This is a genomic window from Streptomyces sp. NBC_00872 (assembly GCF_045161915.1).
Classification (GTDB): Bacteria; Actinomycetota; Actinomycetes; order Streptomycetales; family Streptomycetaceae; genus Streptomyces.
The window spans coordinates 539,788-556,071 of the sequence record NZ_CP108806.1 but is presented as its reverse complement, the minus strand read 5'-3'; the positions used below and the strand labels follow the sequence as shown (position 1 = coordinate 556,071).

Sequence of the window (16,284 nt, the reverse complement as noted above, 5' to 3'; positions counted from 1 at the left end):
CGGTCCCCGAACCTGATCTCCCGGGGGTGTGCCGTTCTGAAGCATGTGCTAGCTTCTGCAGTGTTCTCGACAGACAGTAGTCACACAATCTGCAGGAGGCAACACATGACTACTGCACTGAGCGTGCAGTGCCCCGAGTGCCGAGGCTCGGTGAGCGTGCCCGACAAGGTGATGGCGGCCGAGATCATCATCTGCCAGCACTGCGGGAGCGAGCTCGAGGTGGTGGCGACCGAGCCCGTGGTGCTGGCCCTGGCTCCCGAAGTCGAAGAGGACTGGGGCGAGTAGGCGCCGGGAGGCGACTCCCGGATCAGACCGGAGCGATCCGCGCCCGTGCCGCCTCGGTGAGGTGTGCCCACGGTGCGAGGCGACGAGCCTCCCGCGGCGAACAGACTGCACAATCTTCAGCAAGGTGAGGCAAGAGTACGACCGGACAGGGCCTGGCCCGGGGTCCGGATCGGGGCGCCATGGCGGGCGGCGGTGTACTCGGTGTGACCGGCCCGCGCCGCCGGTCGCCGATGTGACCGTAATCCACGAGCTGAAAGAGGTTCCCCGGTGAAGGTGAGTGTCCTCGGTGCGGCCGGCTACACCGGTGGGGAACTGCTGCGGCTGGTGCACGGCCACCCGGAACTGGAGCTGGTGCAGGCCGTCTCGCGCCGGTACGCGGGCCGGCCGGTGGCGGAGCTGCATCCGAACCTGCATCACCTCGGGCTGACCTTCCACGCCCCGCAGGAGCTGGACCGGGTGGACACCGCCTTCCTGGCGCTGCCCGCCGGCGCCTCCGCGGAGGTGGAGGCCGGAGTCGGGGAGCGGGCCGGGACGATCGTGGATCTGAGCCCGGACTTCCGGAGGGGCGCCCACTCGGCGTCCGGCGACCCCTACCGGACCGGCCTGCCCGAACTGTTCGGCGACGAGCTCCCCGGCGCCAGGCGGATCAGCGTTCCCGGCTGTAATGCCACCGCCGCCGTGCTGGCCCTGGCCCCTTTGCGGCGGGCCGGCCTGGTGACCGGTGACGTGGTGGTGGACGCGCGGGCCGGCTCGTCCGGCTCCGGTGCCGAGCCGGGCCCGGCCTCGCACCACGCCGAACGCGGGCACGCCTTCCGGGTCTACCGGCCCGCCGGACACCGGCACGAGACCGAGATCGCCGAACTGGCCGGGGTGCGGGCCCGTATGACGGTGACGGCCGTCCCGGCCGTGCGCGGCGTGCAGGTGATCTGCCATGTCACGCCCCCGCGGCCGGTCACCCGCAGGGACGTACTGCGCCTGCTCCAGCGCGACTACCGCGACAGCCCGTTCGTCCGCGTGGTCGCCCGTGGCCGCGGGGTGCACCGGATGCCGGATCCGCAGTTCCTGTCCGGCAGCAACTTCGTGGACATCGGCTGCGCGGTGGACGAGGACGGCGGGCGGATCGTGCTGGTGGCCGCCCTGGACAACCTGGTGAAGGGGGCGGCAGGCGGCGGGGTGCAGAGCCTGAACGTGGCCCGCGGGCTGCCCGAGGACACGGGACTGGAATTCCCGGGCCTGCACCCCGCCTGACCGGCGGGAGCGGGCTGTGACGGCACGGCGACACGGACTTGACGGGGAGCTGAGCGGGGACATGGCACAGGAACTGACCCAGGACCTGGCGGGGGACGCGCCCACCGGCCGCGCCGCCACCGGCGGGGTGATCGTGGTCAAGATCGGCGGCGGCGCCGACCCGGGCCCGGTGCTGGACGAGGTGGCCGAGCTGGCCGCCGCAGGCCGGCCGACGGTGCTGGTGCACGGTGGCGGCGCCGTCGCCGACGGGCTGGCCGACCGGCTCGGTGTGGAGCGCCAGGTGATCAGGTCCCCGGACGGCACACACAGTCGGCGCACCGACCAGACCATGCTCGATGTGATCACCCTCGCCCTCCTCGGTCAGGTGAAGCCGCGGCTGGTCAGCGGACTGAGGGCACGCGGGACGCGGGCGGTGGGACTGAGCGGCGCGGACGGCGCGCTGCTGACCGCGTCGCGCAAACCCGCCATCCGGTCCGTGCAGGCGGGGCGGACCGTGCTGATCCGCGACGACCGGTCGGGGCGGATCGAGCACGTCGATCCCGCTCTGGTGCGCGCGGTGCTGGAGCGTGGAGACGTCCCCGTGGTGTCCCCGCCGGCCATCGACGCCGAGGGCAACCTGCTCAACGTGGACGCCGACGAGGTGGCCGCCCGGCTGGCGGCGGCCCTGGAGGCGTCGGCGCTGGTGCTGCTCACCGATGTGTGCGGGGTGCTGGCCGATCCCGACGATCCGTCGAGCCGTATCCCCGAAGTGGGCCCGCGGCACCTGGCCGGGGACACCGTGCGGGGACGGATGCGGCACAAGGTGCGGGCGGGACTGAGGGCCAGCCGGACCGTGGAGCGGGTGGCCATCGGGGCCGCGCACCAGCGGCGCCCGATCCGGCAGGCGCTCGCCGGGACCGGCACCTGGGTGCGCGAGGGGGAGCCGCATGAGTGAGCGGCAGCGGACCGCGGGCCGGACCGCCCGCGGGGTCCGCGCGGGCGAGGACTACCCGGCGTGGCTGCTGCGGGCCGCGCTCAGCATCCCCTCGGTCTCCGGACAGGAGCTGGCGTTGGCCGGCTTCCTGGCCGAGCAGATGACCGGCCTCGGCTTCGACGCGCATGTCGACGAGGTCGGCAACGTGCACGGCGTGATCGGCCCGAGCACCGGACCCACCGTGATGCTGCTGGGCCATATCGACACCGTCCCCGGGCAGGTGCCGGTGTGCCAGGTCGGCGACCTGCTCTACGGCCGTGGCTCGGTGGACGCCAAGGGCTCCATCGTCACCATGATCTGTGCCGCCGCACGCGACCGCCAGGTGCGGGTGCACGTGGTCGGCGCGGTCGGCGAGGAGGTGGCCGGCTCACGCGGGGCCGGGCATGTGATGGCCACCGTGCCGCGTCCGGCGGCGGTGGTGATCGGTGAGCCGAGCGGCTGGGACGGGGTCTGCCTGGGCTACAAGGGCCGTACCGGCCTCGGCTACGAGATGCGTCAGCCGCCCCTGCACACCAGCAGCCCGGAGCCGACCGCCGTGGAGCGGGCCGCCCGCTTCGCCCATGAGGTACAGGGCTATCTGCGGGGTCTGTCGCCGGAACAGGACCCGGTCGCGTTCGGTGTCGCCGCGGGCACGCTCACCCGGCTGCACGGTGATCTGGCCCGCGCCGAGGCCTTTCTGACCTGCCGGGTGCCTCCCGGATTCGACTTCGCGGCGCTGGAGAGCTTCGCCCGGGGCCTGCCGCACACCCGGATCTGGGTGGACGAGCGGGTGCCCGGGGTGACCCGGCCGCGCGCCGACCCGGTGGTGAGCCAGCTGCGCGCCGCGATCGCGGCCCAGGGGGCCCGTCCGACGCTCAAGCGCAAGGCCGGCACCTCGGACATGAACACGCTCGACCCCTGGGGCGTCCCGATGGCCGCCTACGGACCGGGGGACGCCCACCTGGACCACACCACCGACGAACACATCTCGCTCAGCGAGCTGTACCGCGCGATCGACGTACTGGCACTCGCCCTGCCCCGGCTCTCGCGGCAGCTGGCCGCCGCGCCGCCGGAGGAGGACCCGGCCGCGCCCGCCGCCCACGACCGCGAGCGGACGCGCCCGCCCGGACTGGCGCTGACCGTCCCGGCGTCCGCCGGGCGGGCGCCGCACGCCCGTCCCGATCCTCTGGAGGCATGATGCTGCTCGACGGGAACGTCGCCATGATCACCGGCGCCGCCCGTGCGCTGGGCCGCTCGCACGCGCTGGCCTTCGCCCGCGAGGGCGCGGACCTGATCCTGACGGACCACTGCGATCCGGATGCCGGGCCCTATCCGATGTCGGGCAGGCGCGACCTGGAGGAGACCGCAGACTCCTGCCGCCGGCTCGGCAGCCGGGTGCTGACCGGGGTCGCCGACGTACGCGACCAGGCCGGTGTGGACAAGGTGGTGAACGCCGGGCTGGACGAGTTCGGCCGGATCGACGTACTGCTGAACAACGCCGGCGTACTCGGACCCGGCGGGCGGCGGGTGCACGAGCTGACCGAAGAGCAGTGGCAGCTCGCGCTGGACGTCAATCTGACCGGCACCTGGCGGTGCTGCCGTGCGGTGCTGCCGCACATGGTCGGCCAGGGCGGCGGGCGGATCGTGAACACCGCGTCCACCGGCGGGCGGGTGGCCTTCGAGCTGTACTCCAACTACGTCGCCTCCAAGCACGGCGTGATCGGGCTGACCAAGTCCATCGCGCTGGAGTACGGACGGCACGGCGTGCGGGCGAACGCGGTCTGCCCGAGCACCGTCGCCGACGACTCCGCGCTGGGCACCCGCAGCACCCGCGCGGTGGCCGCCTCGATGGGGGCCGAACTACAGGACTACGAGCGCAGCTCCGCCTCCCTGCACCCGATCGGCCGGCTGGTCACCGCGGCCGAGGTGTCGGCCGCCTGCCTGTGGCTGGCGAGCCCCAACTCCGGCGGTGTCACCGGCACCGAGCTGGTGGTGGACGGCGGCTTCACCGCCCACTGAACCGGAATCCACGCACCGACAAGGAGTCCCCTGCCATGGATCTGCCGACCCGGCCGGACGCACCGGTGGACGGCGCGGCCCCGACCGACCTGACCTCGCTGCGGTCGCGGCTGGCCGCGCTGAGTCCGCAGCAGCGCCGGCTGGTGGAGCGGATGCTGGCCCAGCGTGGCGCGGACCTCGGGATCACCCGCCGGGCCGGCGGCGCCGCCGAGGCCCCCTGCTCGTTCGAGCAGGAGCGGCTGTGGTTCATGTACGAACTGCTGACCCGACGGGAGATCTTCCATGTCCCGGTCGCGCTGCGGCTGGAAGGCGAGCTGGACACCGGGGCGCTGGAGCGGGCGCTGCAGCGGCTCGTCCTGCGGCACGAGGCGCTGCGCACGGTCTTCCGCCAGCGGGACGGCCGCCCGTACCAGCTGGTCCTGGAGCGGATGACGCTCCCGCTGGAACAGATCGACTGCGGCGACGCCGCGGACCCGGCGGGTACGGCCCGGCGCCACGCCTCCCAGCTGGTCACCGAGGATTTCGACCTGGCCGACGGCCCGCTGCTGCGCTGCACGCTGTACCGGATCGGGGAGCGTACGCACCTGCTCGCGCTGGTGCAGCACCACATCGTCTCCGACAACTGGTCGCTGGGGATCCTGCTGAACGACCTCGGCAAGCTGTACGCGCGTGAGCGTGGGGAGCCGGTGCGGCTGACCCCGCTGGACCTGCACTACCCGGACTTCGCCGAGTGGCAGCGGGCCACGGTGGACGGCGCGTCGATGCGGCGCACCCTGGAGCACTGGCGCGAGCGGCTGGACGGCGCCCCGAGCGCGCTGGACCTGCCCACCGACCGGCCCAGGCCGGCGATCCGCGGCAGCCAGGGACAGTTCCACCATGTGCGGTTCGGCGCCGATCTGGTCGCCGGGCTGCGCGAGCTGGCCCGGCGGCACGACACGACCCTGCTCGGCGCGTTCCTGGCCGGTTACGTCGCCCTGCTGTCCCGGCTGGTGCGCTCCGACTCGCTGGTGGTCGGCGTGCCGGTGGCCGGCCGGCCGCGCGCGGAGATGCAGCGGATGATCGGGTACTTCCTGAACTGGCTGCCGATCCATGTCCGGGTCGGCGACCGGCCGGACCTGCACACCCTGGTACGCCGCACCGGCGCCGCCCTGACCGAGGCGATGACCCACCAGGACGTGCCGTTCGACATGCTGGTGCGCGAGTTGCAGCCCTCCCGCCGTCCGGGCGAGACACCGATCTTCCAGACCTCCTTCTCGTTGCGCGACGGCGCTCCCACCCCGCCCGAGATGCCGGGCCTGGAGATCTCCTTCGCCGAGCTCGACGGCGGCGCGACGCACTACGACCTGATGGCCGAACTGTGGTGCGAGGGCGACGAAGTGGTGGGCTATCTGCCCTACGACGACGAGTTGCTGGACGGCGAGACGGTGGCCCGCTGGGCCCGCTGGCTGGAGGCGCTGCTGCGCGCCGGCCTGGCCGCGCCGGACGTCCCGGTCGCCGATCTGGAGATGCTGGCGCCCGACGAGCACATGGTGATCCCCGCCCGGGGACTGACCCGGGCCGGGGACGCCGTTCCGTCCGGGGGAACGCTGCACGCCGCGTTCGCCGCGCGGTCCGCCCTGCGACCGGACGCCGTCGCCGTCTCGGACGAGCGGGAACGGCTCAGCTACGCGGAGCTGTCCGCGCGGGCCGACCGGATCGCGGCGGCACTACAGGCCAGGGGCGAGGGGCCGGGCAGCATCGTCGGCCTGGTCGTGGACCGGAGCGTGGACCTGCCGGCCGCCGTACTCGGGGTGCTCCGGACCGGGGCCGCCTATCTGCCGGTGGACCCGGAGAATCCCGCCGACCGTACCGCGGACCAGTTCGCCGAGTGCGGGGTGCGGACCGTGCTGGCCACCCCGGCCACCGTGTCGGCGCCCGCGCTGGGCAGCGCCGACGGCGGCCCGCGGACCCTGGTGCTGGACTGGCAGGACCCGGCATGGGCGGCCGGCGGGCCCGGACCGGCCGCCGTGGACGTACCCCCGGACGCACCCGCCTACGTGATCTACACCTCCGGTTCCTCGGGCCGGCCCAAGGGCGTGCTCGTCGCGCACCGCCATGTGCTGCGGCTGCTGGCGGCCTGCGACGAGCATCTGCGGCTGGGTCCCGACGACGTGTGGACGCTGTTCCACTCCTACGCGTTCGACTTCTCCGTCTGGGAGATCTGGGGAGCGCTGCTGCACGGGGGCCGGCTGGTGGTCGTACCGCAGTGGGTCACCCGGGCCCCGGACGTGTTCGCCGAGCTCGTGCTGGCCGAGCGGGTCACCGTGCTGAGCCAGACCCCGTCCGCGTTCGGACAGGTGAGCGAGGCCCTGCTGGAGCGTCCCGATCCGCCGGCGCTGCGCTATGTGGTGTTCGGCGGGGAGGCGCTCCACCACGCCGCGCTGCGCCGCTGGGTGGGCGCGCACGGTGACCGGCGGCCGGAACTGATCAACATGTACGGGATCACCGAGACCACCGTGCATGTCACCGTACGGCCGGTGCGGGAGGCGGACCTGGCCGAACCGGCGTCCCTGATCGGCCCGCCGCTGCCGGACCTGTCGCTGTACCTGCTGGACGGGGCGCTGCGTCCGGTCGGTACCGGGGTGCCCGGCGAGATCTTCGTCGGCGGGGACGGGGTGAGCCTGGGGTACGTGGCCAACCCCGGGCTGACCGCCGAGCGGATGCTGCCCGATCCCTTCAGCGGGCGCCCCGGTGCCCGGATGTACCGCAGCGGCGACCTGGCGGTGCGCCGTCGCGACGGCGAGCTGGTCTATCTGGGCCGCGGCGACGACCAGGTGAAGGTGCGCGGGCACCGGATCGAGCTGGGCGAGGTGCAGACGGCCCTGGACGCGCTCGACAACGTCGTACGGGCGGCCGTGGTCCTGGAGCGCGACCGGATCGGCGCGGCCACCCTGGCCGGATACGTGGTGCCGGCCGCGGACGCCCGGGTGAGTGGCGCCGGGATCCGCCGGGCGCTGCTGCGCTCGCTGCCGGAATGGATGGTGCCGGCCTCGATCACCTTGCTGGAGGAGCTGCCGCTGACCCGCAACGGCAAGCTGGACCGCCAGGCGCTGGCCGACCGCCGGGACCAGGCCGCGGCGACCGGACCGCGCGGCGAGCCGCCGCGCGGCGACACCGCGCGCGAACTGGCCGGGATCTGGCGCGAGTTGCTCGGCGTGCGCGCGGTCGGCGGCGAGGACAACTTCTTCGAGCTCGGCGGGCATTCCCTGATGGTGATGCACCTGGTGGCCCGGATCCGCACCGCGCTCGGTGTCGAGGTGCCGATGGACACCTTGTTCCACCGCCCCCAGCTCCAGCCGCTGGCCGACGCGGTCGACGAGGTGCGCTCCGCCGCCGAGACCGCCGAGACCGCCGAGACCGCCGAGACCGCCGAGACCGCCGAGACCGCCGAGACCGCCGCGGCACCGGGTCAGGACGCGGACGCCACGAGCGTGGCGGCTGGGAGCGCGGAGGCCACGAGCGCGGAGCCGACCGCCCCCGGACCCACCGCCGAACTGGTCGCGGTCCGCGCCGACCTGGCCGTCCGGGCCGCCGGGATCCCGCGCCCCGGCCCGCGCGCCGAGGCCGACCGGAACACCGTCCTGCTCACCGGGGCCACCGGGTTCGTCGGCCGGTTCGTGCTCGCCGAGCTGCTGGCCGGCGGGGCCCGTGTGCTGTGCCTGGTCCGCGGCGGGTCCGCCCGCCACGGGCGACTGGTGGCCGGGATGGCCGATCTCGGCCTGTGGCGCGAGGAGCACGCGGCGCGGCTGGAGCTGGTGGACGGTGACATCGCCGCGCCCGGCCTCGGCATGACCGGGGCGGACCGCGACCGGCTGGCCTCGGACGCGGGCCGGATCGTCCACACCGCCGCCTGGGTCAACCACGTCTATCCGTACGAGCAACTGGCCGCGGCCAACACACACAGCATGGCCGGTCTGCTGGAGCTGGCCGCCCGCGGTCCCCGCTCCGCCCTCACCCTGGTGTCCACCAGTTCGGTGTACGACTCCGGCGCCTACCCGCCCGGCTCCACCGTGGTGCCAGGACCGCTGCGGGCCCTGCCGTCCACGGCCAACGGATACGTACGGTCCAAGGCGATGGCCGAGCAGTACCTCGAACTCGCCGCCGAGCTGGACGTACCCGCCGTGGCGGTGCGGATCCCCAGCGTCTTCGGCGACCAGCACAGGTTCCAGATCAACCCGGCCGACGCGGTGTGGAGCTGGTCCCGGGCGATGATCGAGACCGGCGGCTTCCCGGAGAGCTTCGCGCTGGAGGGCAACGAGCTGTTCCAGGCGCTGCCCGCGGACGCCGTGGCACGGGCGGTGCTGCTGGCCGACCGCGACCACACCGCGGCGGGCGCCCGCTATCTGGACGCCGTCCCGGCGGCCATCGGTGACACCCAAGACCTGGTGGCGGCGATCCGCGCCGCCGGGCACCCCCTGCGGCCCTGCCCGGACCGCGACTGGTACTCCCGGGTGGCCGGCCTGGACCCGAGCAGGGTCTGGGTGGCCGGCATCGCCGGCCAGGTCGCCGCCCGGCTGGCGGCGGATCCGTCCGCCGCCGCTCCCCGCACCCTGCGCCGCTTCATCGCCCCGGACGGACTGGGCGAACTGCTGCGCACGCGGGCCCTGCACACCCCGGCCCAGTTGGCCGGGTACATCCGGACGCTCGACGCGTCCTGACCCGTTCGGCCACGTCCCCGGCACAGCCGCCGGACCGCGGTCGGAACCGCATGTACACGCGACCGGAACCGACCGGGGAGGATGCCCGGCCCCAGTCCTCGCACGGCAAGGACGAGACCGCACGCCATGAGATGGGAGTGACAGTGAGCACGGACGAGCGTAGGTACCTCGTGGTGCGCAACCACGAGGACCAGTACTCGATCTGGCCCGCCGGGCAGGACATCCCGGACGGCTGGGCCGCGGAGGGCTTCGACGGCCCCAAGAACGACTGCCTGGCGCACATCGCCGAGGTGTGGACCGATCTGCGGCCGCTGAGCCTGCGCCGCGCCGTTGGCGACGAGGGAGACGTACGCGTTGGCTGAGATGGTGCAGAACCCGCCCGTGACCCCGGACCGGGCCGAGGAACCGCTCGCGGTGATCGGTATGAGCTGCCGGTTCGCCCCCGATCTCGACACCCCCGGCCAGTTGTGGGACTTCCTGCGCGCCGGGCGCAGCGCTGTGGGGGAGATGCCCGCCCGGCGCTGGGACCCCTACGAAACCAATCCGCAGACCAGCGCCATCCTGCGCAGGACCACCCGCAAGGGTTCGTTCATGCGGGACATCGAGGGCTTCGACGCCGAGTTCTTCCAGATCACGCCGCGCGAGGCCGAGTACATCGACCCGCAGCAGCGGATCATGCTGGAGCTGGCCTGGGAGGCGCTGTGCGACGCCGGGCTGCCGCCGACCGCGCTGGCCGGCACCGACACCGGTGTCTATGTGGCGGCGAACTCCAACGACTACGGCCGCCGGCTGCTGGAGGACCTGAACCGTACGGGTGCCTGGGCGGTCAACGGCACCACCTTCTACGGGATCGCCAACCGGATCTCGTACTTCCTCGACACGCACGGCCCGAGCATGGCGGTGGACACGGCTTGCGCGGGCTCGCTGACCGCCCTGCACGTGGCCGGCCAGAGTCTGCGCGGCGGGGAGACCGGCGTGGCGATCGTCGGCGGGATCAACATCATGGCCTCGCCGGCCCTGGTGGTGGCCCTGGACGCGGCCTCCGCGACCTCCCCGGACGGGCGCAGCAAGGCGTTCGACAAGGCGGCCGACGGCTACGGACGCGGTGAGGGCGGCGGCGTCGTCGTACTCAAGCGCCTGTCCGACGCGGTCCGCGACGGGGACCGGGTGCACGGGCTGGTGATGGGCAGCGGTGTCTTCCAGGACGGCCGCTCCGACGGGATGATGGCCCCCAACAGCGACGCCCAGCGGCGGATGCTGGAGGAGGTCTACCAGCGGGCCGGGATCGACCCGCGCACGGTGCAGTACGTCGAGGCGCACGGCACCGGCACCCGGCTCGGCGACTCCGCCGAGGCCAGGGCCATCGGCAGTGTTTTCGGCCCCGGCCGGGACAGCGACGACCCGCTGCTGATCGGCACGCTCAAGCCGAACGTCGGACATGTCGAGGCGGCCTCCGGCATCGCCGGTGTGATCAAGGTGCTGCTGGGGATGCGCCATGGCGAGCTGCCGCCCAGCCCGCACGACGAGGCCGATCCCGAACTGGGCCTGGAGGCCGCCGGGATGCGCCTGGTCGGCGAGACGACACCGTGGACCGGGGGCGAGTACGGCCGGCGCGCCGGGGTCTCCAGTTACGGTGTGGGCGGCTCGATCGCGCACGCCGTCCTGCAGCAGGCCCCGGCGCCGCGCCCGGACACGGCCGGCGGCCCCGGCGATACGGCGGAACCGGCCGGGCTCCGGGTGTTCCCGGTGTCGGCGGCCTCGGAGCAGGGCGTGCGCGGGCTGGCCGGTTCGGTGGCCGACTGGGTGCGCGCGTACCCCGGCACCGGTCTGGACTCACTGGCCCACACGCTCACCGCCCGTCGCTCCCATCTGGCCCGCCGGGCCGCGGTGGTGGCCGGCACCACCGAGGACCTGCTGGCCGGTCTGGACGCGCTGGCCGACGACGAGACCTCGTCCGCGGTGGTCTCGGGAGCGGCGTCCGCGTTCGGTGACAGCGGCGCCGCCGGACCGGTCTGGGTGTTCTCCGGGCACGGTTCGCAGTGGTCCGGGATGGGCCGGGAACTGCTCGACACCGAACCGGCGTTCACCCAGGTGATCGACGAACTGGCCCCGGTGTTCGCCGAGGAGCTGGGCTGGACCCCCCGGGAGGCGATCGAGGCGGGCGGTCCGTGGACCGTGACCCGTACCCAGGCGATGACCTTCGCGATGCAGGTCGCCCTCGCCGAGGTGTGGTCGCGGCTGGGCCTGCGTCCGGGAGCGGTGATCGGGCACTCGGTCGGTGAGATCGCCGCCGCCGTGGTCGCGGGCAGCCTGGAGCGGGCCGAGGCGGCGCGGTTCGCCTGCCGTCGTGCCCGTGCTCTGGACCAGGTGGCCGGACGCGGTGCCATGGCGATGGTGCCGATGGCCTTCGGCGAGGTCGAGGAGCGGGTGGCCGGCCGGGACGGCGTGGTCGCCGCGATCGCCGCCAGCCCCCTGTCCACCGTGGTGTCCGGCGACATCGACGCCGTCGAGGCCCTGGTGGCCGAGCTGGCGGCCGAAGGCGTCCAGGCCCGCCGGGTGAACACCGACGTGGCCTTCCACAGCCCGCATGTACGGGAGGTGCTGGACCAGGTCGGACAGGCCGCCGGTGAGCTGCGCGCCGGTGCCCCGAGGGTGCCGCTCTACAGCACCGCACTGGCCGACCCGCGCTCGGACGCGCCCCGCGAGGGCGGGTACTGGAAGACCAACCTGGCCGATCCGGTGCGCTTCCACCAGGCGGTGCGGGCCGCGCTGGACGACGGGGCCCGGGTGTTCCTGGAGGTCTCCTCGCACCCGGTGGTCGCGCACTCGATCACCGAGACCGCGCTGGACGCGGGGGTCTCCGACGCCCAGGTGGCGATCACCCTGCGCCGGGAGCAGCCGGAGCTGCGCACCATGCTGGCCAATCTGGCCCGGTTGCACTGCCTGGGCACCCCGGTGGCCTTCTCGTACCCCGGTGACCTGGTGGATGTCCCGGCGGTGCGCTGGCAGCACCGGCCGTTCTGGATCTTCCCGGACACACCGCAGGAGCAGGGCGCGGGCCGGGGCCACGACCCGGACACGCACACGCTGGTCGGCGGGCACACCACCGTCGCCAGCGCCCCGGTGCAGCGGGTCTGGCAGACCGAGCTGGACATGTCCAACCGGCCCTACGCGCAGTCGCACAAGGTGGTCGGGGTGGAGACCGTGCCCGCCTCGGTGGTGCTCAACTCGTTCATCGGCGCGGCCGCAGGCGAGGGCGAGGTGCCTTACGGACTGCGCGACATCGTGTTCCGTATCCCGCTGGCCGCGCACCCGCCGCGCGTGGTGCAGGTGGTGATGGAGCAGGACAAGGTCCGCCTCGCCAGCCGGATCAAGCGCGAGCAGGAGGGCGGCGGCGTCCAGGACGACGAGTGGCTGACCCACACGACGGCCACCGTCGTGCGCGAGCCGGAGGTCGGTGCCACCCCGATGGAGGACCCCGACGTGATCCGGGCCCGCTGTCCGGTGTCCTGGACCTGGGCCAAGGTGGACGGGATCTTCCGGACGATGGGCGTGGACGGCTACACCTTCCCCTGGGTGGTGGAGGAGCTGGTCCGCGGCGAGGACGAGCAGCTGGCCACCGTGACCGTGGACCACACCCCGAAGCTGCACCCGTCCAGCTGGACCGCCGTGGTCGACGCGGCGCTGACCGCCAGCGGCGTACTGGTGATGAGCGAGGACTCCAGCGTGCTGCGCACCTGCTCGCACCTGGAGTCGCTGGCCTTCCGCGGCGCCCCGCCGGGACGGATCTTCGTGCACACCACCCGTAGCCCGCACACGCCGGACACCATCGACATGCTGGTGGCCGACGAGAGCGGCCAGGTGGTGTGCGAGGCCCGGGGTCTGCGCTACGTCAAGGTGCAGGACATCGGCTCCGGCGCGGTCAGCCCGCGCGACCTGGTGCACGAGCTGGCCTGGGAGCCGCTGGAGGTGCCGGCCGACGCCCCGGCGCCGCGACGGGCCCTTCTGGTGGGGCGGCCCGCCGGCGGTCCCGCGCTGGTCGAGGCGCTCGCGGCGCGCGGGGTGGAGTGCCGGGCGGTGCCCGACACGTCCGCGATCGGCGACGGCCTGCTCGCCGCGGGCGACGCGGTGATCGTGGCGCCGCCGGCCCTGCTGCCGGGGGAGGTCCCCGAGCAGGCGGCCCGCCGGTGCTCGCAGGCGCTCCTCGACGCCGTACAGCGGGTGGCCGCGATACCGGACGAGCGGCGCCGGCCCACTGTCTGGGTCCTCACCCAGGGAGTGCGCGAGGGCGGTTCCGAGGCGGCGCTGGCGCACGCCCCGCTCTGGGGCGCCGGCCGGATCGTCGCCGGAGAGCGTCCCGACCTGTGGGGTGGCGTCATCGATGTGTCCGAGGGCGCCGAACCGGCGTCCGCGGCCGGGCTGATCGGCGCCGTGCCGCCCACCGAGGACGTGCTGTCGCTCGACCCGGAGGGTGTGTACGTCGCCCGGCTGCGGAAGGTCGAGCGGCCCGCCGAGCGCGAGCCGGTGGACTGCCGTCCAGACGGGACCTATCTGATCACCGGTGGCCTGGGCGCGCTCGGTCTGGAGGCCGCGGCGCATCTGGTCGAGCAGGGCGCCCGCAGACTGGTGCTGATCGGCCGGCGGGGCCTGCCGTCGCGGTCGGAGTGGGACCGGGTGAGCGACCCGGCGGTCGCCGCGCAGGTCGCCGAGGTGGCCGCCCTGGAGGCGGCGGGTGCCACGGTACGGGTGCTGCGGCTGGACATCTCCGATCCCGAGGCGACCGCCCGAGCGCTCGATCCCGGTGCGCTGGACATGCCGCCCGTGCGGGGCATCGTGCACTGCGCCGGTGTGGTGTCCGACGCGCTGGTGGAGAAGAGCAGCGCGGCGAACCTGGACACCACCATGGGGCCGAAGGCCGACGGCGCGATGGTCCTGCACCGGCTCTTCCCGGCCGGCACGCTGGACTTCTTCACCATGTTCTCCTCGTGCGGCCAGCTGGCCCGGCTCACCGGCCAGGTCAGCTACGCGTCGGCGAACTCCTTCCTGGACGGGCTGGCCGCGCTGCGGCGGGCCCGGGGCGAGTCCGGCGCGACCAGCATCGCCTGGGCGCAGTGGATCGGCCGTGGGATGGGCGAGACCACCGGCAGGGCGACGATCCTGGAGGCCGAGTCCCGCGGGCTCGGCGGGATCACCGTCACCGAGGCGCTGCGCAGCTGGAGTTACGCGGACCGGTTCGGCCTGCCGTACGTCGCGGTGATGCGGGTGATGCCCGACCACACGCTGCCGGTGTTCTCGCATCTCTCGGTCACCGATGCCGGGGCGGAGAGTACCGGTGGTGGCGCGATGGACTGGTCGGCCGTGCCGGCGGGGGAGCTGGCGGAGAAGGTGCTGGCGGAGGCGCACCAGCAGGTCGCCGCCGAGCTCAACCTCGCGCCGGACGACATCGGGATCGACCGGCCGCTGCTCGAACTCGGGGTCGACTCGGTGCTCACCGTGGCTCTGCGGGTGCGGCTGCACCGGTGTTTCGCGGTGGATCTGCCACCCACGATCCTGTGGAGCAACCCGACGGTCCGCGCGCTGGCGGAGTTCCTCGCCACCGAGGTCGGGGGCGCCGCGGACGAGGACGACGGGGCGGGCGCCGAGGCCTCGTCCGCGACCGGCGAACCGGACGCGGACGGCGGACCGGCCCCGGCGGGTCAGATGCGGTCGGACGCCCCGGTGGCCGAGCCGGTCGGCTGACCCGCCGGTGACCGGTCCGGGGTGGTGAGGATCTCGCCACCCGGCTCCACCCGGACCCGGGACGGTGCGATCCATCTGTCCCGGGCCCGGTCCCGCACCGACTCTCCACATACTGCAAAGTCAGGACACCAGCCCCTGTCGCCCGGTGGTTCCGCCCCTGTTGGACGCGTTCCACGGCGCCCGAAAGCTCGCGACCGGGCGACAGTCGGCAAGACATCGATGTAAGTGTATGTAGTATAATTCTCGCGACGACTGTGGCTTCTACGCAGAGACTGCAGTCAACGCAGATCGCCGCACACCGAGGGTCGCAGAGAATCCTGTCTACCCATCGTGCTCGACTGAGCTCGAGGTGGTGATCACGGCACCGGTTCTCCTCTCCAGGGCGCCTGAGACGGAAGAGAACCGGGAGGGTAGCGCCACACTCTGGGCCAGATGACACGCGTTCACGTTGAACCGCTGAGGGGAAGCCAATGATGGACGACTCCGACCGGGCACTTGAGCATGCGGTAGTTACCAACAGGAGGAGCAGCACTCGATCGGGCGGACCGGATCCGGACGTTCAGGTCAGGACCCGGTGATGCACGACAAGTCGACGCCCGGAGAACTTCGCGCCGACGACTTCGCCCAGTACGGTTGGACACACGGCCGTCTGCGTCTGCCGACCGAGGGAAACGACTGGCAGCAGTTCGCGGCATCGTGGAACGAATTGGTTCCGGATGCTTACCTCGGCTCGGCACGGTGCCGCCGAAACCGCCGGTACGGCAGAGTACTCGCCCACCGCGACGGCATACTTGAGCCGTTACGCGGCAGCGAGTTCTTCCAGACCAAAACGGTCAACCGCGCGTTCGGCGATCAGTTGCGCGTATTCGAGCCGCTGACCGACACCGCGTTGGCGAGCACCCAATTCACCCGGATCCTGAGCGAGACCGTCGCACTCGTCAACGAGGTGGCGGGGAAACGCGACTGGGAACTCGGAATCCACTTCATCCGCGTCATAGCCGACGCCCAGGAAGCTTCCGAACCCGCGCCGGAGGGACGGCACTCGGACGGCCACGCGTATGTGGCGATCCATCTGATCGGACGGCACCAGTGCGGCGGAGGCGAGAACCAGCTCTTCCGGCGCCGTGAGTCGAAGGCGCAGTACACGGTCACCATGACCGAGCCGCTGGAGACCCTGCTTCTGTCCGACACGACGATGGAGCACTCCGTCAGCGAGATCCGCAGCGAGGACCCGCACGCGCCGGGCTGGCGGGACACCATGATTGTCGACTTCAACACCGTGCTCGACCTTGCTGGCGTGGCGGGGCGCACTCACACCTCTCTTCCGTGACTGGGGGTTCGATG

General features: G+C 73.2%; 9 protein-coding genes. All 9 read left to right on the top strand.

The window, feature by feature from the left end; all coding sequences use genetic code 11:
* The first annotated feature begins 105 nt into the window (after positions 1-105).
* Positions 106-285, top strand: a complete 180-nt coding sequence (locus OG214_RS02420) for an alpha-aminoadipate/glutamate carrier protein LysW (RefSeq protein WP_363085007.1) — start codon at positions 106-108, stop codon at positions 283-285.
* A gap of 267 nt (positions 286-552) precedes the next feature.
* Positions 553-1,533: an N-acetyl-gamma-glutamyl-phosphate reductase gene (argC, locus tag OG214_RS02415; RefSeq protein ID WP_405983585.1), complete on the top strand. Its 981-nt coding sequence runs from the start codon at positions 553-555 to the stop codon at positions 1,531-1,533.
* 61 nt (positions 1,534-1,594) lie between these two features.
* Positions 1,595-2,467 (top strand): [LysW]-aminoadipate kinase, encoded by an 873-nt coding sequence (locus OG214_RS02410; RefSeq protein ID WP_405983584.1) that lies wholly within the window; start codon positions 1,595-1,597, stop codon positions 2,465-2,467.
* Positions 2,460-3,683 carry a M20/M25/M40 family metallo-hydrolase gene (locus OG214_RS02405; RefSeq protein WP_405983583.1) on the top strand — a complete coding sequence of 408 codons (1,224 nt, stop codon included), beginning with the start codon at positions 2,460-2,462 and terminating at the stop codon, positions 3,681-3,683. The genes OG214_RS02410 and OG214_RS02405 overlap by 8 nt, the downstream gene beginning before the upstream one ends.
* A complete protein-coding gene (locus tag OG214_RS02400; protein WP_405983582.1) occupies positions 3,680-4,504 on the top strand; it encodes an SDR family oxidoreductase in 825 nt (274 codons plus the stop codon). The genes OG214_RS02405 and OG214_RS02400 overlap by 4 nt, the downstream gene beginning before the upstream one ends.
* Positions 4,505-4,539: 35 nt before the next feature.
* Positions 4,540-9,201: an amino acid adenylation domain-containing protein gene (locus OG214_RS02395; RefSeq protein ID WP_405983581.1), complete on the top strand. Its 4,662-nt coding sequence runs from the start codon at positions 4,540-4,542 to the stop codon at positions 9,199-9,201.
* A gap of 50 nt (positions 9,202-9,251) precedes the next feature.
* Complete coding sequence (locus OG214_RS02390) at positions 9,252-9,563, top strand: MbtH family protein (RefSeq protein ID WP_405983580.1); 312 nt, start codon at positions 9,252-9,254, stop codon at positions 9,561-9,563.
* A gap of 1 nt (position 9,564) precedes the next feature.
* Complete coding sequence (locus tag OG214_RS02385; protein WP_405987411.1) at positions 9,565-14,940, top strand: type I polyketide synthase; 5,376 nt, start codon at positions 9,565-9,567, stop codon at positions 14,938-14,940.
* Between the two features lie 577 nt (positions 14,941-15,517).
* Positions 15,518-16,270, top strand: a complete 753-nt coding sequence (locus OG214_RS02380) for a 2OG-Fe dioxygenase family protein (RefSeq protein ID WP_363085152.1) — start codon at positions 15,518-15,520, stop codon at positions 16,268-16,270.
* Positions 16,271-16,284 lie beyond the last annotated feature (14 nt).

Excerpts from the sequence above, each read along its gene's own strand:
- OG214_RS02395 (WP_405983581.1), top strand. The coding sequence starts at position 4,540 with ATGGATCTGCCGACCCGGCCGGACGCACCGGTGGACGGCGCGGCCCCG.
- OG214_RS02420 (WP_363085007.1), top strand. The coding sequence starts at position 106 with ATGACTACTGCACTGAGCGTGCAGTGCCCCGAGTGCCGAGGCTCGGTG.
- OG214_RS02390 (WP_405983580.1), top strand. The coding sequence starts at position 9,252 with ATGTACACGCGACCGGAACCGACCGGGGAGGATGCCCGGCCCCAGTCC.
- OG214_RS02405 (WP_405983583.1), top strand. The coding sequence starts at position 2,460 with ATGAGTGAGCGGCAGCGGACCGCGGGCCGGACCGCCCGCGGGGTCCGC.
- OG214_RS02400 (WP_405983582.1), top strand. The coding sequence starts at position 3,680 with ATGATGCTGCTCGACGGGAACGTCGCCATGATCACCGGCGCCGCCCGT.
- OG214_RS02380 (WP_363085152.1), top strand. The coding sequence starts at position 15,518 with ATGCACGACAAGTCGACGCCCGGAGAACTTCGCGCCGACGACTTCGCC.
- OG214_RS02410 (WP_405983584.1), top strand. The coding sequence starts at position 1,595 with ATGGCACAGGAACTGACCCAGGACCTGGCGGGGGACGCGCCCACCGGC.
- OG214_RS02385 (WP_405987411.1), top strand. The coding sequence starts at position 9,565 with ATGGTGCAGAACCCGCCCGTGACCCCGGACCGGGCCGAGGAACCGCTC.